The sequence below is a fragment of the Chryseobacterium sp. 2P genome, from assembly GCF_059579425.1.
Genome location: NZ_CM184194.1, coordinates 1590974 through 1613485, shown reverse-complemented (window position 1 = coordinate 1613485; position 22512 = coordinate 1590974). Strand labels below are relative to the sequence as shown.

Below are 22512 nucleotides of genomic sequence, written 5' to 3'. Positions count from 1 at the left end.
ATAGCTCTTAAAAATTTTAACTATGCCAAAAGAAACGACCAAATAAAGTTAAACTCCGATAGTAAATAGGAATAATAAAATTTGTTAAACTAATTCTACTGTTATAAATTTGGTTCGGTATTTGACAATTTTTAAAATTTAATCACTATCAATGAAAAAATATATTATCGCGGCGGCTCTTATGATAGGAACCGGAGCTGTTATCAATACAACAATGCAGTCTTGTACGACTCTGGCAACATCTGATCTCGGATTATCGATTATTAAAAGACTTCTTCTGAACGGAATTGATAAAGGAGTGAATGTATACAGCAACAGAGATGCTTTCTTACAAAATAATATGGTAGATAAAGCCCTTCCAAAACAGCTTAGAGACATCAATTCAATGTTAGAAAAAATTGCTCCTTCTCTGGTTGCAAAAGAAAGAGCCTATATTGCGGATGCAGCAGTATATACGGTAAATATTTCAAAACCTATTCTCGTAAATGCCGTTAACAGCCTGAATGCAAATGACGTAACGAGAATTATTCAGGGAGAGAAAGGAACAGCAACTTTAATTCTAAAAGAAAAAACTTCCCAACAGCTTATTGCCGCCATTACTCCGAAAGTCGAAGAACAGCTTAACCAATACGGAATTGTTAAGAGCATTAATACTGCACTATCGGGAAGCAATCTACTCGGAAGTCTTCTGGGTGGAAATAAAACTTCTGTAAATTCGGGAGGATTAAGCCAATTGGCTTCCGAACAGCTTGTGAACGGGATTTTCAACATCATTGAAGATTATGAGATCCAAAATTCCAAGTCGCTTCTGGGACCGCTTGGGAAATAGAAAAATTTTGACTATATTTATATAGATTTTAAAAAGCAGATGGATATATTACAAGGAAATCAACACGCAAACCCTGAAGATTTTTATAACTCTTTGAGGGAAAAACTGGAAGGTCATCACGATTTTCCGGAAGATTATTTATTTAAATTTATTATTCCTACCGATCAGGCAAAACTTACAGAGATTTATAAGGTTTTCGACGGGATCAAATTTACACTGGGAAACCGCGAAAGTAAAAACGGAAAATACACAGCCTGCAATATTAATGCATTCGTTCTGGATGCGGATCAGGTGGTAACCATTTATCAGGAAGTCGCAAAAATAGAAGGCGTCATTCTTTTATAAAACAAAAAGTCAGCTTCACGGCTGACTTTTTTAGTATATTTTTCAAAGAAGTTTTTATTTCTCGATAAAGTACTTCACATTTTCAATTGGTCTTCCCAGCATTGCTACAGAGCCTTTAATAATAATCGGTCTTTGGATCAGGGACGGATTTTCAGCCAGAACTTTGATCCATTCTTCTTCTGATAAATTTTTGTCTGCGAAATTTTCCAGATATAATTTATCGGTTTTTCTGATGATGTGAAAAACACTCTGATTCAGCTTTTTTAAAACAGTTTTAATTTCCAGCTCACTCAACGGATCTTCAACGATGTTGATGATCTCAAACGGAACTCCGTTTTCGTCGAGGTATTCTAAAACCGCATTCGATTTTGAACAATTTCCATTATGTAAAACCTTCACCAACATGATTATTTATATTTAAAAAATTAACTGTTTCTTTAGCAAATTTAGAAAGAATAAAACGATTACTGCTTTAATGTATGATAAAACTTTGTTAAAACAAACCGTTTAGTTCCGCTTCGATTTTTTCTAAAATAAATCCAAAATCTTCAGGCTTTTCTACAAAATCAAGATCATCCACTTCAATAATCAAAAGTTTGCCTTCCGTATAATTGGAGATCCATTTTTCGTATTTCTGATTCAGTTTTGAAAGATATTCGATGCTGATGGATGCTTCATATTCTCTTCCTCTTTTGTAAATTTTCTTTACCAGATTCGGAACGTCAGATTTAAGGTAAATTAATAAATCCGGCGCAGAAACGAAAGATTTCATCAGATTGAAAACAGATTCGTAGTTTTTAAAATCACGGTCCGAAAGAAGATTCATATCGTTCAGGTTTTCTGCAAAAATGTGTGCATCTTCATAAATCGTACGATCCTGAATAATATTTTTGCCGCTTTCCCTGATCTCTTTTACCTGTCTGAATCTGCTTCCCAAAAAATAGATCTGAAGCGCAAAACTCCACTTGCTCATATCCGCGTAAAAATCCTCCAGATAAGGATTGTGATCTACATCTTCAAACTGGGCATCCCAACCGTAATGCTTAGAAAGCATCGTCGTTAACGTCGTTTTTCCTGCTCCAATATTTCCTGTAACTGCAATGTGCATATTTTCCTTAGTATATTTTTAAATTCAATAAGATCTAAATTCCGGCAGCCTGAATCTGGGAAGTATCTTCAAGAAGCTTCTGAAGAGAACTTTCCGCAGGATTTTTGCTTTCAATTTCCTGAGTTTTCTTTTCCAGTTTTCCTTCAGGACTATCGGGTTCCGCTGCTTTCTCAGCAGATTTTTCTACCTCCTGTTCCGCAACTTTCTGCTTAGGATCAGGCTCTGTTTGTGGTTTGGATTCCTTGTTTTTTTCAAGACTGTAAAGATAAAGTTTGTTGGCTTTTATTTCAAAATAAGACAGCGTATTTTTATCCACAATCTGTGCATCCGAATCTTCAAAAATCTTCACCATTTCCTTCTCCGGAACATATTTCAGGATGGAATTATTGGTAATCACCAGTATAAATTCATTCTCTCGTCTGAAACGTTTTCCGTTTTCCAGAGGTGCTTCAAAGAGTTTTTCAAATTTTAATGAATAGACACGGATGTATTTTCTGGTTAAAACATACACTTTATTTTCATATACCAGAAGATCCGTCAAATCGTCAATACTTGCATCAAAAGGATAAGAATTAATGGTGGTTTCATTTCTGAAATTATACTGGATCAGACGTTTTGTACTGTCGTCCAGAAGCCAGAGCTGCTGCAGATCTTCCGCATAAGCCATTTTAATAAACCCGAATTTCTGCTTAAAATCAAACTTTTGGATTTCGTTTAAGTTCTGATCTACAAATTTCATTTCCTGAGCGTTTTCAGAAAACAAAGGCACGCTTAACGGATTTTGTACCGTCTGTACTTTATAAGGAACCGTAAGCATCATTTTTCCGATCTGCTTCCCGAGCGAATCGTATTTGGTAAAACTGAAATCTTTGTTTTTATAGATGTACAGATTCCCGTAATCGTCGGCAAGCATATCTTTTGCTTCCTTCAGTTTCAAAGTGTCTAAAGGAAGAGCTTTCTGCGCAGATAACGAGCAGAAAACGAATGCAAATATGAAGGATAATACTTTCAAATTCTTTTACTAAGATAGCGTTCCGGAAAGGAACGCTACCAATTTACTATTTTTATTTATTTCAACAGAAATTGCCATTCTTTTTAACTTATTTAATCGCAACTTCATAAATTTTCGACCAGTTTTTTCCTGTAATCAGCATATGATCTCCTTTAAAGGCGATTCCGTTGAGAACGTGTTCGCTGTTATTCTGAGTATATTCTTCCGTGATCTTTGTAAAATCAAATTTACCTACAGTTTCACCGGTTTGAGGATTGATCTTTAAAATATAAGGCTGATGCCAGATATTGGCATAAATAAATCCGTTGTAGTATTCCAGCTCGTTGATTTGGTTGTAAATTTCCTTATTTCCACCCACGGAAACGGTTTTCACCACTTTTGAAGGATTATTTACATCCAGAAAATACAGTTTATTTGAACCTGTATCTGCGATAAGATTTTTCCCGTCATAGGTCATTCCCCAACCTTCTCCGAATTCATTCGGCAAAGGAAATTCCGAGATTTTCTTCAACGTATTTTTATCGTAAACAAATCCGATTTTATTTTGATAGGTCAACTGATAAATTTTATCTCCCGCAATGGCAATTCCTTCGGAAAAAATATTAGCAGGCTGTTTTTCAGTCTGCGCGGGAGCCGTACTTCCCAAAGTATATTTTATTAGTTGTGAAGCTTTTTCCAGCCCGTCACTTTCGTAAATCGTATTTCCTTCTATAAGAAACCCTTCCACAAAATTATTCGGATCATGAGGATATTCTGCTACAATTTCGAAAGGAATATTGGCTTCAGGATTTTTTGTAAAAACATTGATGGTGGCGTCCTGATTTAAAATTTCCCCTCCTTTCGTTTTAATATTGAAGGTCACCTCATTATCACCGTAAGAAAAGAACTTCGGATCAATCGTTAAATCTGACGTTTCTTTATCTCCGAAACTTATAGAAATACTTTCTGCATTGTCTATAACTTCTTTCGGAAGATTCAGTTTATCACCAAAATGATATCCCTTCTGCTCCATCGAATTGTTATAATCAGCTAAAGAATCAAGGATTTTTTTATCGTTTTTACAGGACATTAACAGCAAAGCTGCTGCAAAACCTGCGATCAGACTTTTCTTCACTTTAAATTTTTTATTTTCATTACAAATAAAGAGAAAATATCAGAATTTATTTGATGGCTACTTCGTAAATTTTAGACCAGTTTTTACCGGTTATCAGCATATTATCTCCTTTAAAAGCAATTCCGTTCAAAACGTCGTCGCTTCCTTTGGTATTTTGCTTGGCAATTTCTGTAAAATCAAAAGTTCCTACCACTTCTCCGTTTGCCGGATTAATTTTCAGAATGATCGGTTTCTGCCAAACATTAGCGTAAATAAATCCCTTATGGAATTCCAGTTCATTCAACTGGTCGTAAGCCTGAGAACTTCCTGCAACGGCAATATATTTAACCATTTTTGAAGGATTGTTCGGATCAAGGAAATATAGCAATTTACTACCATCTGAAGCGATCAGGTTTTTACCGTCGTAGGTTAATCCCCAACCTTCACCCAATACATTTGGATAAGCAAATTCTTTGATCAATTTTAAAGAACTTTTATCGTAAATATATCCTTTTTTGCTCTGCCATGTTAACTGATAGACTTTATCGCCAACAATGGTGCTTCCTTCAGAAAAATCTTCCTGTCCCTGTTTTGTAGAAGCCAAAGGTGTTGTAGTGCCTAACGTATATTTTAAAATCTGTGAAGAACCGTTCTGTCCGTCGCTTTCATAAATTGTGTTGCCTTCGATCTGGAAACCCTGCACAAAATTTTTCGGATCGTGAGGATATTCGGCAATGATTTCGTAATTGATTTTCTGTTCAGGATTTTTGGCAAATACATTAATGGTGGCGTCCTGCGTTAATGTTTCACCGCCTTTTGTTTTGATATTAAAAGTAACAGCATTATCGCCCAAAGTAAAAAATTTAGGATCTATGGTAAGACCTGATGTTTCTTTGTCTCCGAAACTAATTGAAATGGTTTCTGCATCATCAAGCACATCTTTCGGCAAATCCAGTTTATCTCCGAAATGGTATCCTTTTTCCATCATCGAGTTGTTGTAATCTGCCAAAGAATCCAGTACTTTTTTGTCATCTTTACATGAAGCCAACAACAAAATCGCTGCAAAACCTGCTATTATATTTTTTTTCATTGATTTCTAAAATAATTTTCCCAAAATTAGCAAAATTTATTCCTCTGAACTAATTTCATGTACATCTTGACCAAATTGTAATATATAGCCGTTGTTATCGTAGATCGCAAACTCCCTCATTTCCCAGTCGAACGTTTCTATTTCGTAGCAGATTTTTGCTTTATCTTTCAGCTCTTCCCATAATTCATCTGCATTATTTACAGTAAAATAGAATGAACCCGTAAAACCAATTCCGTTGAATTTCTCATGCTGATTCGGTTTTGTAAGCATAATCTGCACCTCATCTTTCTGCAAAGAAGCCCATTGCCAGTCGTCATTTCTTTCCTGTAGGGTAAAACCAAGAATCTGCGTATAAAAACCTATTGTTTCATCGAATTGTTCTGTCCATAAAACGGGACGAAGGGAATTGAATTTTGCCATCACTTATATTTTAAGTCTACTATTTAATTAATTTTCGAGATAGGGTTTTAAACTTTCCTTCAAAATTCCGTTCCAGCCCTCCGTAAAAGATTCCCGTGAAAAATTTTCACCCAGATCGTTAAAAAGGTCAATATCTTCGTGAATAAGCTTTATTAAAGTTCCGTTTTCGTCGGGTTTCAATTCCCAGATTACGGTTGTTTTTTTATCTGATAACTCAGGATATGACCATGAATATTTTAGCTTTTCATTAGGAAAAATTTCTAAAATTTCTCCCTGATGATGATACTTTTTCTTTTCACCCGGTTCATAAAAGTTGAATATTTTGCCGGTTTGCAGTTCAAAATCAAAAATATCGAAATACCATACCTGCATTTCAGCTTTATCGGTTAGTGCTTTCCAGACTTTATAAACCGGAGCATTTATTTTCTGCTCAACAATAATTGGATGACTCATATTTCTGTTTTTTTTATTGATTGAATGCAAAAATGATGAAAGTTTACTTTAGAATCATTTACTTAAGATGATTTTAAATTTAATCTCAAAAGTTACAAAAGAAAACTATAAGATGGATATATAGCTCAATAAAATTTCTTAAAGAGTCGAAAACGGAAATTTTAAATATAGATGTGTATTTCAGATTATAAAATGATAAATTCACATTTACAATAAAGATTTTACAATTCTTTTTCCTGCCGTATCGCAGAAATCAAGTCCGGAATAATCCGGATTTAAGCCTGCAATATATGGTACAGCCATGATGTACAGATCTTCTGTAACTCTTCCGTAATAATCCAGAGCCTGAAAATTATCATTAATATTCAATCCGTCCACGCGCAGATAATAATTGCCGGGTTCAGTTTGTACGATATTTCGGTTATCCTGTTCGAATTCATTTTTGCCTTTGTCCGGATCTTTAAATTTAATATACCCTGAACTTATGAATCTTCCGTTTTTCAGACCTTCAAAAGGAATATTGTTGAACTGGACAGGCTGTTGACCAATAGCATCGATATAAAGTCTGTAATGATCTGATCTTTTGTTTCCTGTCTCATCTGTGTAATGATAAATTATGCCTTCGTCGTCATGAGATTCGATATAGCTGTCTTCATCTACACTTACCAGATTCAGAATTCCTGCATCATAAATTGCCATAAGTTCTTTATATGAAGACTGAGGAAGAGATGAAATGATAACGGAAATAAGAGGAAGCAAAGTTTTTCTTAATCTCATCATATCTTCAGCAGAAAAATGTTTCGCAGGATAATTAATCGCGTAGCTGAAAGCTGATAGAGTTTCTTTCCATGCGATAGTCTGATGTCTTTCTATTGATTTCTCGGCTTCTGCATATTCAGCTTTAAAAAGTTGAAAACTGTCCAGTTTTTCTCTCAGTTCAAGCATTTTTTCAACAAATTCTTCAATGCTGAGATCTTTAATTTCCTGATAAAACTTTTCGTTTCTTTTTCTTAGTGGCTGCTTAAAATTAATATTGAATACATAATCCAGATCCACAAATCCGTTATTTTTCTGTTTATATTCATAGATTTCGTCATGAGACATGATCCAGCCTTCAGAATAAGGGCTTCCTTCAGAATGAAACCTTAAAGCCGGAAGAAATCCTCTTTTTGAAAATAAGGTAATCGAAAAATTTTTGCTTTCTTCGTTAATTTTAAATTTCAGATCATTATTTTCCTCGATGTATTTTCCGTTTAATCTTGCCAGAGTTTTCACGGCATCTACTGCAGTAAGTGATGTTCCGCGAATTGCAACTGAATGATCAGATGCAAAGGTAAATTTTGACGGAGGATATGGAGAATCATACCATCCTTTGGTTCGGGTTTCGTTTTCAGAAGACCATTGATGTCCGGTACAGATAATGACTTTAGAAACTTTATGAATTTCACCGGATTCTGTAATCACATTAAAAAAATCATCATTTTTCCTGTCGATATCTACAATTTTTGTGTTTTTGAAAACTTTTACTATAATATTGAGTTTATTGGCAGTTTTTAATAAAATATTAAACTGGTCTTCCAGATAATTTCCCAAAAGAAGTCTGGGAATTACTTTATATTCATTGATATTTCCATTGTCTCCACCGGCAAAATCAGGATAGTCTTTCAGATCTTTTTTCAGGACAAAATCTGTAAAAGAAACCGGAAGTTCCGGAAGTTCATTCGCTGATACATTGGCAACATGCTCTACATTAGCTCCGTAATGGCTGTAAGGCATACCGGATCCTAAAGTTTCATTTTTTTCGAAAATATAAAGTTCTTTGGGATAAACCTTTTCGGCAATCAGGTGTTTTACGACAAATAAAGCTGCCGGTCCTCCGCCGATAAGGGCAATACTGTTGATGGTATTCATGGGTAATTTAATTTTTAAAATTTACCACAAAAAAGAGAGCTAAAAAACTCTCTTCTTTGGATGGTAATGTATGTACTAATTTCTTTCTTCAAGATTTTCAAATTTGGAATAGGAAGATTTCAGGTGATGAAGCTGATCCGATACCAGTGTGGAACATTCAGGAGAAAGATCTCCACTGTCTAGTGCATCCTGATAAGCATCGATGGCTGCTTTTTCTCCGAAAACAACATTTTCTAAAGTAGATTCATCTTTATCTGCTGAAAATGCATTTTTCACATCTATCCACGCTCTGTGGAAAGCTCCTGCCGTACTTGTGGTGTTGTCTGCTTCTCCTCCGTGTTCATTGATATATCTTATCAGATCATTTTTCATAATCTGAGACTGAGAAACCATATTGTCGTAGTCACTTCTCAATGCAGAATGGATATCCCATACTTTGTCTTCTACTTTTGAAAATCCTTCAATTCTGTCATTGGTAATGTTCAGTAAATCGTTTAATACTGCTACATTTTTTTCGTTGTTCATATTAAATTTTTTATTTGGTGTCCTTCATACTTTACAATAAATATGCCTTTTATGAATTAAATTTCTTTATTTACGTTTCAGGCTGAAAAAGAATCAATTAATTTACAGCTTATAGGTAAGCTCAAATTTCTATTTAATAATCTTGGTCTTTTGTGATTTTGATCTTCAAGAAATAAAGTAAATTTTATAATGCCATCATTTAAGTTTACATTCACTGCTCTGTTGTTTTTTTGACGATTTTCTTAAATATTATTCAGTTTTTAATGAAAATTTTAAAATTCATTTTCACTGTAATAACTACATTAATTATTTAGTTTATTAAATTAAATATCTGAATAACAATACTTTAATTATTTGTTAAGTAAATGTAGGGTAACGAAATTTGGATTACAAATGGATCACGAAGTAGTTTTGCTTCATCAAAAAATACATTCCACAAAATTTTTCACAAAGCCATTTCTGATGTATTTTAATTATCAACAGTTAATGGATTTATACTTCATCTGTTCACTAATGAGCAAATTGGTATAGGAACTACATTCAAATGTTCTCTGCTTACTTTTTAAGTTTTATGAACGAGATAAAAATGATGATAAATAACAAACAAAATGATGAACCTAATTTTTTTTAAGCACAAAAAAATTCTGAAAAAAATGTACGGAATTTTTTTATCAGTGATTTTCATTCTTTCTTTTGATCAGATTTCAGCCGCTGAAATTTATGTTTCCACAACAGGAAATAATTCGAATACCGGAACAAGCTGGAATAGTCCAAAAGGAGTTACCTTTCTGCAAACATTATCTGCTACTACCGTTTCTGCCAATACTACGATCTACTTAAAAGCCGGAACGTACAATTACAGCGCTGTTAATGCAATATCTGCAGCAACGGGATTCAGATTAATAGGTGGTTTTCCTGCAACGGCTACAGGAACGGACCTTACAGGTTACAATCCATTGGCGAATCAGACCAATATTAAGTTCTCGGGAGCCGGAACCTCCACGCCTTACGAATTCCTGAATGCTACAGGTTCCGTCAACAGTATGCTGATAAAGGGAATCCGTTTTGAAGGAGAAGGAAATGTAACCGCGGGAGGCTTTTCTCATGTAATTTATTACGGGACTTTGGGTTCACTCATTACGATTGACCTTCAGGTAATGGATTGTGAATTTTTCCATTTTGGAAATTTTACGAATGGACAGGGATGGCAGCCATTCTGGACACAGGACGATGGAAACTATACTTTTACCAACTGCTATTTCCACGACAATGGCGCAGCAAATGACGGAGCAGCCATTGATATTTTGGGAGGAACAGGAACTACACTTACTGTTAATGGTTGTACATTTACCAATAATAAAAGTAACACCGGTCAACAAGGCGGAGGCGGTGCTGTGGCAAGTGTTGCAGATACAACCACTATTACCAACAGTTCATTTTGTGGGAACAGTACACCCAGCGGTGCGGGAGGTGCTTTGGGAAATGGAGCGGGCACAGGAGTTTCGGCGGGTAACTGGACCGTTACCAACTGTACTTTCAGTAACAATACATCAGGAGCTTACACGGGAGGAGCATTTTGTCTGAATCCGGGACCTACAGGAAGCGGTATAAATACTCTTACCATGAGTGGCTGTAATTTTTACAGTAATTCGGAAACGAGCTGCTGTTCAGGAGGCGGAGCATTGTCTTTGGATGCAGGTTATCTTACGACTTCTATTACCAACTGTAATTTTTACAACAATAGCATTACTACCGGTTCTTCACCGTCAGGAGGAGGAAATCAGGGCGGAGGAGCTATCCTTTTTACAGGACAATCACTGCTGAAAACCATCAATATCAGTAATTGTGTATTTGACAGTAATGCGGTTCCTTCTACAAGTTACGGAGGCGCTATTTTCCTGAGCAATATTTTCGGGGGAAGCATTGATACCAGTATTGCTCTTAGTAATGTGACTTTTATAAATAATAAATTAGGAACCTCTACTGTTACCGCAGGTTGTGACATCGGTATTTATGCAGGTTCAGCGGGTAGCGGCAAATACAGCATTGCCAACAGCAGAATGCAGCTGTCTGCTGCCAACTCTTATCGCTCGTACGCATTTTTTACGGCAACAGCTAATAACTACACTTTTGGTACGGGGAATGTGTTTAGTAATATTTCCGGAGGGCTGAATGCACCTACTTTCAGTTGTCCTTCAAAGATTACGTATTGTGTGGCAGGATCTTTTGCCCCCATTTTAAATTAAGATCCAAAGATTCATTATTTACAAATTTCAACGTTATGAAAAGTAATTTATTCAATATATACAAAAGAATATCCGGACTTTCTGTATTCCTAGTATTCTTTATTTTTTCACAGGATTTAGCTGCACAGGTTTTTCTGGACATCGCCAACAGAGGTGCCGGAACCGGTGTCAACTGGAATAATGCCAAGTCTTTTAGCTCTTATTTCGGAAGCCTTTCTTCAGGTACTATTCCGGCGAATACTAAAGTCTATATAAAAGCAAATACGGGTTACACCTATTTGGGAGGATCTTCAGCACCGGTTATCAGGGTAAGTCCGGGTGTGCTTATACAGGGAGGTTTTCCTGCAACGGCTACCGGTAATGATCTTTCGGGATATAATCCGGTAATTAATACGACGCGTATTACGATTACAGGAGGCACAGCCTATCAGTTATTCGGGCAAACCAATATGGCGGGTACAGAATCTGCCGAAATAAAAGGTCTTGATATAACGGCAAGTTCCACAACGTGTGCGTGGGTCTATGTAACGGGCAATAATGGCTTTTCGGCAGGTGGCGGAGGAACCATCAATTTTACAGATCTTTATGTACACGACATGTGTGCTATTGCCTTCGATTTTCTTACCACAGTAGCCGGTAGTAAAGCAGTATTTAATAACTGTTTACTGAAAAATCTGAGTACCGGGAGTTTTGCTTCTGCAATTTATGCCAATACCAATACAACTTCCATTTCGTTTAATAACAGTTCTGTGGTTGGATGTTCCAATACTTCATCTGTAGGCAGTGGAGGCGGAATTACAACAATGGGAGATTTTACGGCTACCAACAGCAGTTTTTGCGGCAATACCTCACAATGGGGAGGTGGTGCCATACAGATTGGCTATAGCAGTTATTTTGCTACAGCTAATTTTACAGGATGTACATTCAGTAATAATACAGTTACCAGCGTTGGTTTTGGAGGTGCCATATTAAACTCAAACGGCTATGTTACCCTTAACGATTGTAATTTCTATGGAAATAAAGCTTATGGCGGAGGTGCATACGGCGGCGGCAGCGGAGTGGGAAATACTCTTACAGTAAATAATTGTGTTTTCTACAACAACGGTTCTCCGTATACTCTTGATGTAAGCAATGCCAATATTCAGGGAGGAGGTGCTATTTATACTTATCCAAATTCTGGTCTTACCAACATCAGCAACAGTAAGTTTGTCAGCAATTATACAAACGGCAGTTTAGGTGGTGCAATATTCATGGTGAACTCAGGAGGTACTACAAGTGCTGCAAGCACCATTACGGGATGCCTGTTCTATGGTAATAATGTTGGAGGTAATACAACATCCGGACCGGCTTGTTTTCCGGCAGGCAACGGAAATACTGCGGCAGATATCGCGTTATACAGTGGAAGCCAATTTGGAACTCACGGGACTTTAACGCTGACTAATAATCAATTACAGTTATCCGGTATTAATAGTTATTTAAGTCATGAATATTTTCCCAGAACTACAGCTCCGGTAAATACAAATTACATAAATGGCGGAGGCAACACTTTCGGTAATACGAACAACGGCGGTGTCGTTTCTCCTTCTTTTAACTGTCCCGCAACGATAACGATCCCATGTCTGGCAAGTGACGATCCGAGTCCGGCATTAAGTACTTATAGTATAAGCAATACCTGTCCTGCAGCTGTGGTAAATTTAACAACAATTACAGCGGGCAATCAGAATGCGGATGTTACCTTAACCTGGCACACCGGTTCCACAGCTACGGATGCCAATAAAGTGACAACACCGGATGCCGTAAATCAGGGAGGAATTTATTATGCAGCATTTTATGATGCGGCAAACGGATGCTACAGTACCACTTCTTCTCCCGTTACTGTAAGTATTAACGGCTGTACTGTGATATCCAACATTTGTCCTGCTGTTACTGTTAATCTTACGGCATTGGTACAAAGTGGTAATCTTCCGGTAACGTGGCATACGGGAACTCCGGCTACGGATTCCAACAAAATAGCCAGTCCTGACGCAGTTTCTGTTTCCGGAACGTATTATGCTGCGTTTTATGATGCTGCAGGAGGATGTTACAGTCCTACGGTAAGTGTTCCGGTACAGATAATTACTTGTCCTTCCTATTGTACACAGCCTGCGGCAATCGGGACACCGGACTATTCATATTCGCTGATAGGGATCTCAACATATCTTACAAAATCTTCCGATTTTCCCGATGCGGTTTCCAACGGTTTTATAGCATTGGAGTCTAAAGACAAAGGCTTTGTTATTACAAGAGTAGCCAATGAAAACGCCATCGTTAATCCTAAGGAAGGAATGATTATTTATGATATTGCAGCCAATTGCGTGAAGTTATATAACGGCACTGTATGGAACTGTATTGTAAGAAGTTGCAATAATTAAAAACAACAATTAAATTTAGAAATAATGAAAAATAAAGCATATATATTATTCTTCTTTTTTTGGATATTCAGTATATCCCATGCGCAGATCGCTGTTGCAAAAACCAATGTAAACGGAAGCAGTACTTTACTGGATTTTGAAGATTCTGCTTCCAATACACGAGCGATTATATTACCTGCCGTAAACAGCGCTCCAACGGGTTTAACATCCAATAATAACGGGACTTTTATTTTTGATAAAAGTGATTTAAAATTGAAAATGTTTGAAAATGGTGCGTGGAAAAACCTTTCTGATTCCGGGAATGCTGCCGGAGCAACTTCAAACAGCGGATCAGAATTGGGACAGGGAATAACAATAGGTGCGCCTTTCAGTAATGCAAAAGGAGTTTTGGTACTGGAATCATCTGATAAGGCTATGATTCTGCCTAAAATAAGCAATCCGCATATTAATGTAAAGTCACCCCATGTCGGAACAATGTGTTATGATACGGTAAGCAAATCTTTAGCGGTATTTGATGGTCTGAAATGGAATTACTGGAAATAAAGAATTCTTAAAAAAAATATGATACTCCGGACAAAAATTTACTGTATTTCATTTTCATTCATACAACGGGAATAAAAAAATCAGCTTATTATGAAGTTAAAAAAAATTCACATGGGATCACTTTTAAAAGAAAGAGTGGAAGAAAGTGATCTGGATATGGCGAGAATTGCGAAATTCTTTAAATGCAGTGAAGAAGAAATACAGGAACATTTTGAAAGGAGAGATCTCTATTGTGAGGATCTGCTGAAATGGTCTAAATTACTGGAATATGATTTTTTCAGGATTTACACGCAGCATCTTATATTATACGCTCCTCAGAGAAACGTAAATTATAATAAAGTCACTGCCAAAAAGTCTTCCTTACCACAGTTCCGGAAAAATATCTATACTAAAGAAATTATTGAATTTATTCTGGAAAAGATCAACAAGGGAAAAATGTCTAAAAATGAAGTTATAGAACATTATAACATTCCTAAGACTACATTATATAAATGGATTTATAAACACGAGAAAAGTCTCATTAAAAAAAACGATCCTCCATCACTATAAAGCAATGAGAAATAAAAATACAGAAAATACAAACCGGCAAGAGCTGAAGGGAAAAAGCAAACAGGAAATCATTCATATTCTTGGAGAAAGAGATTCAGAATATTCTGAAGAAGACCTGTGGATTTATGTGGAAAGAAAAAAAATAATGAAGAAAGTTCTGTATGTGTATTTTGAAAATGAAAAGGTAAGTTTTACAGTAGAAAGATATTATTATTGGTATGAAAGAATTAAAAAAACCAAATTATAAAAGAATTTACAATGATCTGTTGTCAGAAAAATATCCCGAAAAAAAGGAAAAATGTGTACAGATACTTTCCCAAAAGCATCTGTCTTTTGTAGACATTATGAAGCTGAATGATCTTATATTTGGGAACAGCAATGAAGATTTTAATCATAAGCACCGTTCTTATGACCGAAAAACAATATTCGAAATTCTGCAATATCAAAAGATCAATAACCTCAACAATACCCAGCTTGCCAGTCATTTTAAAATGAGCAGAAATACCATTACCAAATGGAAAAAAATATTTATTAATCAATCATGAGATGATACCCATCAATTTCTCAACAAGTTATTCTAATGATTAATTAAAAAAATATCTAAATTTTCTTATTTTTATTAAAAAAATAATGCAGAACTTTAAATGGCTATTAATTTTATTATCTCAATTAGTATTCTCCCAAATAAAGACTCAGGCATATTCAAAAAAGCAGATCGACAGTATTATTTCGGCAACATACAGCAAATCTAACATAAAAAAGGCAGTAAAAGATGCATCTGAAGCCTACAGGCTATCGGATGAAATGGGATACGGTTATGGTAAAATTCGGGCTTTGTACAGTGTGGTGAACATCAATATATACACAGGAAATAATAAAAAAGCCATTGAATATGCCAATCAGCTTGAAAAGATTGCATCGGAGGAAAACAATTATCTTTTTCAGGTATTTGCATGGGGAACCAAAGCATCAGCGTATGCATATTTAGGATTCTTCAAAGAAGCAGACAGCTCTTTAAAAACAGCAGAATCCTTATCGAAAAATCTGAAGGGAGACGACTTTTATTATGCCATGGGAGATGTTTATAAAAGACACGCAGAAATTGAAGAAATGAGAGGCTCCAGGCCGGAAATTATTTTAAAATACGATCTTAAAAGCTTTCTTTCCTGCGAAAAAATTAAAAATGTCTACAGGAGAATTACGGTTACTGCTACACAGGCGTATAATCTGGGCAGTTCCTATTCGGCGGTGGGCAAACCGGACTCGGCACTATATTATTCAAGAAAAGCCTATTCGCTTTCTCTTAAGGCAAAAAATCCCAATGATATTGCGTTTGGTTTAATGGGAATTGCAGAAGCTTTTAAAAATGTGAACAAAAATGATAGCGCCCTGTATTATTACAATAAAGCGTTGCCTTTATTTTTAAATCTTAAGCAGGATTATCAGCAGCAATATATCTATGAAGATTTATCTTCAATTTACGAAAATCTCGGTGAAAGTAAAACTTCGTTATATTACACGAAAAAAGCGAAAGATCTTGCGTATGCGTTGAGCAAAAAAGAGAAAGGAGACATCAACGGAACTTACGAATACTTATTGGAAGATAACAACAGAAAGAAAAAAAATCAGTTTTACTACATATTAATCCTGTTTTTCTCAGCCTTTGTAGTGATATTGTTTTTTGCAGGGAGGATATTTAAAAAGTATCATACCGAAAGAAAACAAAAAGAAGAAACCAGCCAGTATATTACAGAAAAGGAAGAACAGATTTCTCAACTTCAGGACAGAATTAACGATATTTCCAAAGAAGTGCTGGAGCTGGCTCAAAACAATGATCCTTCATTTTTAGTAAGGTTTAAAGACGCTTATCCGAAATTCAGCAATACCATTGAAAAGACTTTTCCTGAAATCAATAAGAATGATTTTAAACTGTGTGCTTTTCTTAAATTAAATTTTTCCAATAAAGATATTGCAACTTATACTCATGTAAATGTAAGTACTGTCGAAATAAGGAAAAACAGATTCAGAAAAAAATATAATCTGCCTCCGAACTCAGATATTCTTTCCTTTTTAGAAAACGATCATCAGCCTTCAGAAGATTCTCCGACTTTATAAATAACAATAAAACTATACAAGAATAATAGAATAGGTAAGATTTTTATATTTGAGTTAATTATGAAATGAGTTTAAACAACTTTTAAATTTAATACAATAGGCATCATCTGTTATTTAAAAGAACACTGTAAGGCATAAGCAGAACACTAACCGTTTCCGGACTTATTTCTCAGAAAAATGATTGATTTTTTTCATTGTTGTTTGTAAATTAATTTAAACAAATGTTTAATTTGGAACAGTTTTTGTCTTTAAAGAATTTATAAAAAATAAATACAAAATTTATGAAATTTTCAAAAACACTTATTTCGGGATTAATGATGTTTGCAGCAGTGAATGCATTCGCGCAAAAGAAAACAGAAAAGTTTGAAAAATTGCAGATTGAAATGTTCCCAAAAGCAAAAGAAGGTTTTAAGCAGGTGTATGTACAGCTTCCGGTTGCTAAGAATGAAAATGACCTTAAAGTGGAATTTTTTGTAGGAGCAGAAAAAATGCTCGACTGTAACAGACATTTTTTAATCGGGAAAGTGAATACACAGGATCTTCAGGGATGGGGGTACAATTATTATGAAGTAGAATCGAAAGGAGAAACTGCCGGAACTCTAATGGCTTGTCCGGATAAAAAAATGACAAAACAGTTTGTGTATATTCAGCCGGAAACCGTAAGATACAACAGCAAATTACCATTGGTTTTCTATGTTCCGAAAGATATGGAAGTACGATACAGAATTCTTCGTCCCGATGCGATGAAGAAAGCTGTTCAGAGATAAATTAACTTAATTTAAATATGAATTCCCTGCTATTTGCGGGGAATTTTTGTTTAGGCTTGCCATCTATGTCCGATTCTCACAATCCAGCCTTCAGGAATTTTGATAAAAATATAGGTTTCACCAATTATTAAGCCATCAAAAGTTAAAATATAAGTATCTTTTTGATCATCACATTTGAAAATTTTACTGTAATTACAATAATTAATACCATAATTATATTTTAAATAATTAGAATACTCCTTAGAAGTCAGAAATATGGTTTTCTCTCCGTATGTATCCATTCTTCTGATGTTTTCATCATCTGTAACGATAACTATAAATTCTAATAAATCCAAAAAACTTCTTTCTCGTGGTTTAAATTCAGATTTCTGCTTTTCTACCTGAGTTTGTATATCCTCATGTACCGTTTTTAAATCGGTGGTAAATTCATCCATTTGTACTGTAGAATTATTTGTCAGCAATGGATAATCTCCGAATCTTAATATCTCTGCAAGTCTTGTAAAATCGTTGTTAAGATTTTTATATCGGGGATTTTCGTCGTCAAAATCCATAGTGCCATCTTTATCTGTGTCAGCTGATAAAGGATTGGTAAAATAGACAAATTTTTCTTCAAGATCGTTAATGCCATCAGAATCTTTAATAATTTCCTTTAAATTTAAAGTTATTAAAGCATTGTTTTTAATGGTTTCGTACGTCGGAATGGGATTTGATGGAAACAAAGGCTCTTTAATCATTCTCACAATATCTGCTTCAATCTGTATGTTGTTTTTATCTTTCCATAATGGATACTTAGAATTTGTTTTGAATAAATAATTAGCATTTTTCTCCAAACCTGTATAATAGTTTTTCCAGCTTTTCCCTTCATCATAAGAAATTCTAAGATAATATTTGGGATGATAAAAATTACGGGTATGATATAATATAGCTATAGCATCATGGAGTTTACCTGTCTTGATAATTACAGGTTTTGGGATGTCTCCAAATTTTTTTGAATATTCAAGCCTTTCAATAGAGTCCCGAATTTTATAAGAAACATAAGCTGTATCAGGAACGATTTTGCTTATCTCATTACTGATTTTAAGCTCCAAAGAATCGACAATATCCTGCGATTTTGAATATTTTTTTAAATATTGAACTGAAATGTAATCATACTTAGTCTTCAATGCTTCTTTTTTGGAAATCGCCTTAAACTCATGTTTTGCATAAAAATCGCTGATGCTGTCTTCGGATTTTTTTAAAAGATCACATTTGCATAATTCCATTTCCTGTGCATTGTAAAAAGAACAAATGAAAAGCAATAAAAAAGCAACAGAATTTTTCAAAATTATAGTTTTACTCTGGTTAACGGTTTCTCTAAACATTTATTATCACCAATTCTGAATATCACTCTTAATTTTTAAATTAGAAAGAAAACTCTGATCACAACTCCTTATCCTAAGATTAAATTTTATTCGATTAATAATATGATTTATAATGGATTGCATTCTTTTTATTAAATGATAAAAAAAGGATGAAAAAAAACTGATATATTTGTTTTTTAACAATTAAACTATGGAAAACGTTTTTGATGCAAAAGCTGCTCAAAATTACATTGATAGGATTAATAATCTTACGCCGGAAACCAAAGGCTTGTGGGGGAAAATGTCTGTAGATCAGATGTTGGCGCATTGTAATGTGTCTTACGAAATGGTTTACGAACCGGAAAAGCATAAAAAGCCGGGAGCTATTGCAAAATTCATCCTTAAATCTTTTGTAAAATCTAAAGTTGTCGGTGAAAAAGCATATCCGCAGAACGGACCACTGCGCCTCAGTTTATTATTTCGGATCATAAAAACTTTGAAGAAGAGAAAAAAAGACTCATCGGTTTTATCCAGAAAACACAGCAATTGGGAGCTTCTGCTTTTGACGGTAAAGAATCTTTTTCTTTCGGGAAACTGAAAGCACAGGAATGGAACAATATGTTTGCAAAACATCTGAATCACCATCTGGCACAATTCGGAGTTTAAAAAAACTAAAAACAATATGAAAAAACTTTTATTACTTTTTGTACTTCTTTCCAATTTTATCTTTGCACAGATGCCCGATATTTCCAATGTCTGGCTCAATAACAGCAAAGCGTACACAGGAACCATCGGAAATAAGAATCAGGAAATCAAACTGAAAATCAATATTTCTGAGCAGAACAAGAAAAACGATCAGGAATATTTTGTTTCGGGATATACTCTCGTTGATAAAACTTATGCTAAATTCGAAGGCAAATTCATCATTACCAAATATAAGGATGCTAAAAAAAGAGGAACCGTTTTCGGAGAATATGAACTGGCAGAAGAAAACAAAGGAAAGCATTCCGGCATTTTAAAAGGAAAATTTATTTATACTTTTAAATGGAATAAAGACACTGAAAAAGTGGAATCCCAGTATATTGAACTCATTGGCGACTGGAAAAGCTATGACGGAACGCTTGATCTCAAAACAAAAATGAACAATCAGTAATCACTATGTTAAGAAGAATTTTAGCGGTAATCGCAGGAATGATCTCCGGATCCATTGGAGTCTGGCTGATGGAAAGACTCGGTCATGCGCTGTATCCGTTTCCTTCAGGTTTAAGACCGGATGATATTGAAGGATTCAGAGCGTATGTGGAAAATTTGCCTTTTATGGGGAAATTTATCGTGATTCTCGGTTACGCTTTGGGAGCTTTGCTCGCGGGATTTATTTCCACCAAAGTTGCCAACAACGGAAAACCGACATCAGCAATCATCTGTGGAGTTATTTTTACTTTTTTTACCATTTACAATATGGTAATGCTTCCGACTCCTTTCTGGTTCTGGGTTTTGGGAATTGCAGTATGGGGATTGGTTTTGGCAGGATATAAATTGGCATTAAACAATAAACAAGCATGAATTTAGGCGCTTTTTCAATCAGTCTCAGTGTAAAAGATCTTCAGAAGTCTAAGGATTTTTACGAAAAATTAGGATTCAGCCAGATGGCTGGAAATCTCGATCACAACTATCTTATCATGAAAAACGGAGATCATATCATTGGTCTTTTTCAGGCAATGTTCGATGGGAATATGCTTACTTTCAATCCGGGTTGGGATCAGAATGCACAGAATCTTGAATCTTTCGATGATGTTCGGGAAATACAGAAAAAATTAAAAGAACAGGGTTTGGAATTACAGAAGGAAGCCGATGAAAACACTTCCGGTCCTGAACATATTTACCTGAAAGATCCCGACGGAAATATGATCCTGATCGATCAGCACAGATAAGGTTTTATTCTTTTTAATACTATCACAAAAGAGCAGAATCAAAGGTTTCTTAATAACTAAAATGTTCTTTTTATCAGGTTTAAAAATCATTTTAAACTCTTATGTGATAAAAAGTTCAAACGGAATTATTATTTAATAAGTTTGTTTAAACTCATTTTAAATTTAACCGCAAAAGAGACAAAAGACTTTATCGAATTTAAAGTATTTCAAAAGTCTGCAAAGAGAAAAAATCTTTGATTTTTTAACTTACGTACTCTTTTTTCCATTTAACTATTAAACTTAAAAAACTAAAGCTTAGACAAGTTAAAAATTAAAACTAAACTATAAAAAAAGACACATCTATGGCAACAGTAAATGTTTACTTAACTTTTAACGGAAATTGCAGACAAGCATTTGATTTTTACAAATCTGTTTTCGGCGGAGAATTTCCTTACATCGGAACATTCGGGGAAATGCCTCCGATGGAAGGTCAGGAAACGAAAGAAGAAGACAGAGACAAAATCATGCACGTTTCGCTTCCGATTTCTAAAGAAACGATTTTAATGGGAAGTGATGCAGGCTGCGATCATGCCGCTCATCTGGTGATGGGAAACAACTTTTCAATTTCCATTAATGCAGAATCCAGAGAAGAAGCGGACAAATTATTCGCTGGACTTTCTGAAGGCGGAAATGTAACGATGCCGATGTCCGATACATTTTGGGGAGCCTATTTCGGAATGTTTGCCGATCAATTTGGGATCAACTGGATGGTAAATTATGACGATCCTGCAAAAATGAAGCAACATCCTTAATATTTAATGTATTTTAAAACTGACAAATTCTGTCAGTTTTTTTTGTCCTGTTCGTAAGCAGCACAACTTTTACAGGCTCATTATAAACTATTGACGCTTATTCCATCTTAAATAAAAGCCTTTTGTGTTCAAATAAAATATAAGCGGCTTACAATATGCAGTTTGTTATTATTGATTTAAAATATTAAATTTGTTAAAAACGATAGATAATAGTAATAAAACTACATGAGGAATATTTTAAAAAAAGCTGTTTTAGGAATTTTTACATTGGGAGCAATTTTTTCACAGGCTCAGAAAAGCGATTTGGGAGCCTGGTATATGTATTTCGGGAATAACAAAATCAGCAAAAAACTGAACTTTCACAACGAAATCCAGTACAGAAATTTTGACGGAATAGGAGATTTGGAGCAACTGTTAATCCGCACCGGAATTGGCTACGATCTCTCAGAAAACAATAACAATGTTTTGTTGGGTTACGGTTTTATTCTAAGTCAGCCTTACGTGAAAGGAGAGAAAACAGAAAATATAGAGCACCGGATTTTCCAGCAATATATTACAAAACAGAAATTCGGACGTTTTAACATTCAGCATCGTTATCGTCTGGAAGAACGTTTTCTGGAAGAAGATTTCAGGATGAGGTTCCGTTATTTTTTAGGATTTAATATTCCGATCAATAACAAGGAAATGCTGCCCAAAACATTCTACGCATCGGCTTACAATGAAATTTTTCTACATCTCGACAGTCCGGTTTTCGACAGAAACAGAGTTTACGGAGCTTTGGGATATGTCATTAATAAAAATATGAGAATTGAAGCGGGATACATGAACCAGATTCAGGAAAACAGAAACCGCGGACAGATCCAGATCGGATTTTATAATAATATTCCGTTTACTAAAAACTAAAAATGAATTATGAGATTAAATACGGTTTATTTTAAAAATTTAAACCAAACTATCCGAGCCTTTCCTGAGTAGTTTAATCCTATAAACCAGAGTTGTTTGACACGGATTTTATTATATCCTTTTTCTTAAT

At 34.9% G+C, this 22512-nt stretch carries 25 protein-coding genes and 1 pseudogene; 16 read left to right on the top strand and 10 right to left on the bottom strand.

Features of this window, described 5'->3' with window-relative positions:
* Window positions 1–151: 151 nt before the first annotated feature.
* Together AC52CF_RS07375 and AC52CF_RS07370 are read left to right on the top strand one after the other, a co-directional pair.
* Window positions 152–829 carry a DUF4197 family protein gene (locus AC52CF_RS07375; RefSeq protein WP_214590188.1) on the top strand — a complete coding sequence of 226 codons (678 nt, stop codon included), beginning with the start codon at window positions 152–154 and terminating at the stop codon, window positions 827–829.
* 39 nt (window positions 830–868) lie between these two features.
* Entirely contained in the window at window positions 869–1174 is a 306-nt protein-coding gene (locus AC52CF_RS07370; protein ID WP_087706271.1) for a DUF493 family protein, read from the top strand.
* Between the two features lie 54 nt (window positions 1175–1228).
* Here AC52CF_RS07370 and AC52CF_RS07365 read toward each other — a convergent pair whose 3' ends face one another.
* The 9 genes from AC52CF_RS07365 to AC52CF_RS07325 all read right to left on the bottom strand — a co-directional run bounded on the left by AC52CF_RS07365 (window position 1229) and on the right by AC52CF_RS07325 (window position 8786).
* Window positions 1229–1579, bottom strand: coding sequence for an ArsC/Spx/MgsR family protein (locus AC52CF_RS07365; RefSeq protein ID WP_076394465.1), 351 nt, complete (start codon window positions 1577–1579; stop codon window positions 1229–1231).
* An 88-nt stretch (window positions 1580–1667) separates the two neighbouring features.
* Complete coding sequence (locus AC52CF_RS07360; RefSeq protein ID WP_076394463.1) at window positions 1668–2282, bottom strand: deoxynucleoside kinase; 615 nt, start codon at window positions 2280–2282, stop codon at window positions 1668–1670.
* Between the two features lie 34 nt (window positions 2283–2316).
* Window positions 2317–3294 (bottom strand): hypothetical protein, encoded by a 978-nt coding sequence (locus tag AC52CF_RS07355; protein ID WP_496518005.1) that lies wholly within the window; start codon window positions 3292–3294, stop codon window positions 2317–2319.
* A gap of 88 nt (window positions 3295–3382) precedes the next feature.
* Entirely contained in the window at window positions 3383–4408 is a 1026-nt protein-coding gene (locus AC52CF_RS07350; protein WP_214590190.1) for a glutaminyl-peptide cyclotransferase, read from the bottom strand.
* A gap of 46 nt (window positions 4409–4454) precedes the next feature.
* Window positions 4455–5477 carry a glutaminyl-peptide cyclotransferase gene (locus AC52CF_RS07345; RefSeq protein WP_214590191.1) on the bottom strand — a complete coding sequence of 341 codons (1023 nt, stop codon included), beginning with the start codon at window positions 5475–5477 and terminating at the stop codon, window positions 4455–4457.
* A 36-nt stretch (window positions 5478–5513) separates the two neighbouring features.
* Window positions 5514–5897: a VOC family protein gene (locus AC52CF_RS07340; RefSeq protein WP_214590192.1), complete on the bottom strand. Its 384-nt coding sequence runs from the start codon at window positions 5895–5897 to the stop codon at window positions 5514–5516.
* A gap of 27 nt (window positions 5898–5924) precedes the next feature.
* Window positions 5925–6350, bottom strand: coding sequence for an SRPBCC family protein (locus AC52CF_RS07335; protein ID WP_214590193.1), 426 nt, complete (start codon window positions 6348–6350; stop codon window positions 5925–5927).
* A gap of 207 nt (window positions 6351–6557) precedes the next feature.
* Window positions 6558–8261, bottom strand: a complete 1704-nt coding sequence (locus tag AC52CF_RS07330) for an FAD/NAD(P)-binding protein (protein ID WP_496518004.1) — start codon at window positions 8259–8261, stop codon at window positions 6558–6560.
* A 75-nt stretch (window positions 8262–8336) separates the two neighbouring features.
* Window positions 8337–8786 (bottom strand): PA2169 family four-helix-bundle protein, encoded by a 450-nt coding sequence (locus tag AC52CF_RS07325; RefSeq protein WP_496518003.1) that lies wholly within the window; start codon window positions 8784–8786, stop codon window positions 8337–8339.
* Between the two features lie 653 nt (window positions 8787–9439).
* Between AC52CF_RS07325 and AC52CF_RS07320 the strand changes: the two genes are divergently transcribed.
* The 8 genes from AC52CF_RS07320 (at window position 9440) to eco (ending at window position 17417) form a co-directional block, all read left to right on the top strand.
* A complete protein-coding gene (locus AC52CF_RS07320; protein ID WP_496518002.1) occupies window positions 9440–11032 on the top strand; it encodes a hypothetical protein in 1593 nt (530 codons plus the stop codon).
* Between the two features lie 35 nt (window positions 11033–11067).
* A complete protein-coding gene (locus AC52CF_RS07315) occupies window positions 11068–13443 on the top strand; it encodes a phage tail-like protein (protein WP_496518001.1) in 2376 nt (791 codons plus the stop codon).
* Between the two features lie 24 nt (window positions 13444–13467).
* Window positions 13468–13986: a phage tail-like protein gene (locus tag AC52CF_RS07310; protein ID WP_496518000.1), complete on the top strand. Its 519-nt coding sequence runs from the start codon at window positions 13468–13470 to the stop codon at window positions 13984–13986.
* Between the two features lie 111 nt (window positions 13987–14097).
* Window positions 14098–14535: a transposase gene (locus tag AC52CF_RS07305; protein ID WP_250902166.1), complete on the top strand. Its 438-nt coding sequence runs from the start codon at window positions 14098–14100 to the stop codon at window positions 14533–14535.
* Window positions 14536–14539: 4 nt separating this feature from the next.
* Window positions 14540–14782, top strand: coding sequence for a hypothetical protein (locus AC52CF_RS07300; protein ID WP_496517999.1), 243 nt, complete (start codon window positions 14540–14542; stop codon window positions 14780–14782).
* The gene (locus AC52CF_RS07295) at window positions 14754–15080 is read left to right on the top strand and encodes a helix-turn-helix domain-containing protein (RefSeq protein WP_496517998.1); all 327 of its coding nucleotides are present in this window, start codon (window positions 14754–14756) and stop codon (window positions 15078–15080) included. The genes AC52CF_RS07300 and AC52CF_RS07295 overlap by 29 nt, the downstream gene beginning before the upstream one ends.
* Window positions 15081–15165: 85 nt before the next feature.
* Window positions 15166–16650 (top strand): tetratricopeptide repeat protein, encoded by a 1485-nt coding sequence (locus tag AC52CF_RS07290; RefSeq protein ID WP_496517997.1) that lies wholly within the window; start codon window positions 15166–15168, stop codon window positions 16648–16650.
* A 281-nt stretch (window positions 16651–16931) separates the two neighbouring features.
* Window positions 16932–17417, top strand: coding sequence for a serine protease inhibitor ecotin (gene eco / locus AC52CF_RS07285; protein ID WP_214590203.1), 486 nt, complete (start codon window positions 16932–16934; stop codon window positions 17415–17417).
* A 50-nt stretch (window positions 17418–17467) separates the two neighbouring features.
* Here the strand turns inward: eco and AC52CF_RS07280 are convergent, their stop codons facing one another.
* Complete coding sequence (locus tag AC52CF_RS07280) at window positions 17468–18679, bottom strand: hypothetical protein (protein ID WP_496517996.1); 1212 nt, start codon at window positions 18677–18679, stop codon at window positions 17468–17470.
* A 289-nt stretch (window positions 18680–18968) separates the two neighbouring features.
* On the opposite strand from AC52CF_RS07280, the pseudogene AC52CF_RS07275 reads away from it, so the two are divergent.
* The 6 genes and pseudogenes from AC52CF_RS07275 (at window position 18969) to AC52CF_RS07250 (ending at window position 22382) form a co-directional block, all read left to right on the top strand.
* Window positions 18969–19423: pseudogene (locus AC52CF_RS07275) on the top strand (DUF1569 domain-containing protein).
* 16 nt (window positions 19424–19439) lie between these two features.
* Window positions 19440–19910: a hypothetical protein gene (locus AC52CF_RS07270; RefSeq protein ID WP_214590206.1), complete on the top strand. Its 471-nt coding sequence runs from the start codon at window positions 19440–19442 to the stop codon at window positions 19908–19910.
* Window positions 19911–19915: 5 nt separating this feature from the next.
* Window positions 19916–20320: a hypothetical protein gene (locus AC52CF_RS07265; RefSeq protein WP_214590207.1), complete on the top strand. Its 405-nt coding sequence runs from the start codon at window positions 19916–19918 to the stop codon at window positions 20318–20320.
* Window positions 20317–20688, top strand: coding sequence for a VOC family protein (locus AC52CF_RS07260; protein ID WP_214590208.1), 372 nt, complete (start codon window positions 20317–20319; stop codon window positions 20686–20688). The genes AC52CF_RS07265 and AC52CF_RS07260 overlap by 4 nt, the downstream gene beginning before the upstream one ends.
* Window positions 20689–21029: 341 nt before the next feature.
* Window positions 21030–21479: a VOC family protein gene (locus AC52CF_RS07255; RefSeq protein WP_214590209.1), complete on the top strand. Its 450-nt coding sequence runs from the start codon at window positions 21030–21032 to the stop codon at window positions 21477–21479.
* A 225-nt stretch (window positions 21480–21704) separates the two neighbouring features.
* Window positions 21705–22382, top strand: coding sequence for a DUF2490 domain-containing protein (locus tag AC52CF_RS07250; protein ID WP_214590210.1), 678 nt, complete (start codon window positions 21705–21707; stop codon window positions 22380–22382).
* Window positions 22383–22512: the final 130 nt, after the last annotated feature.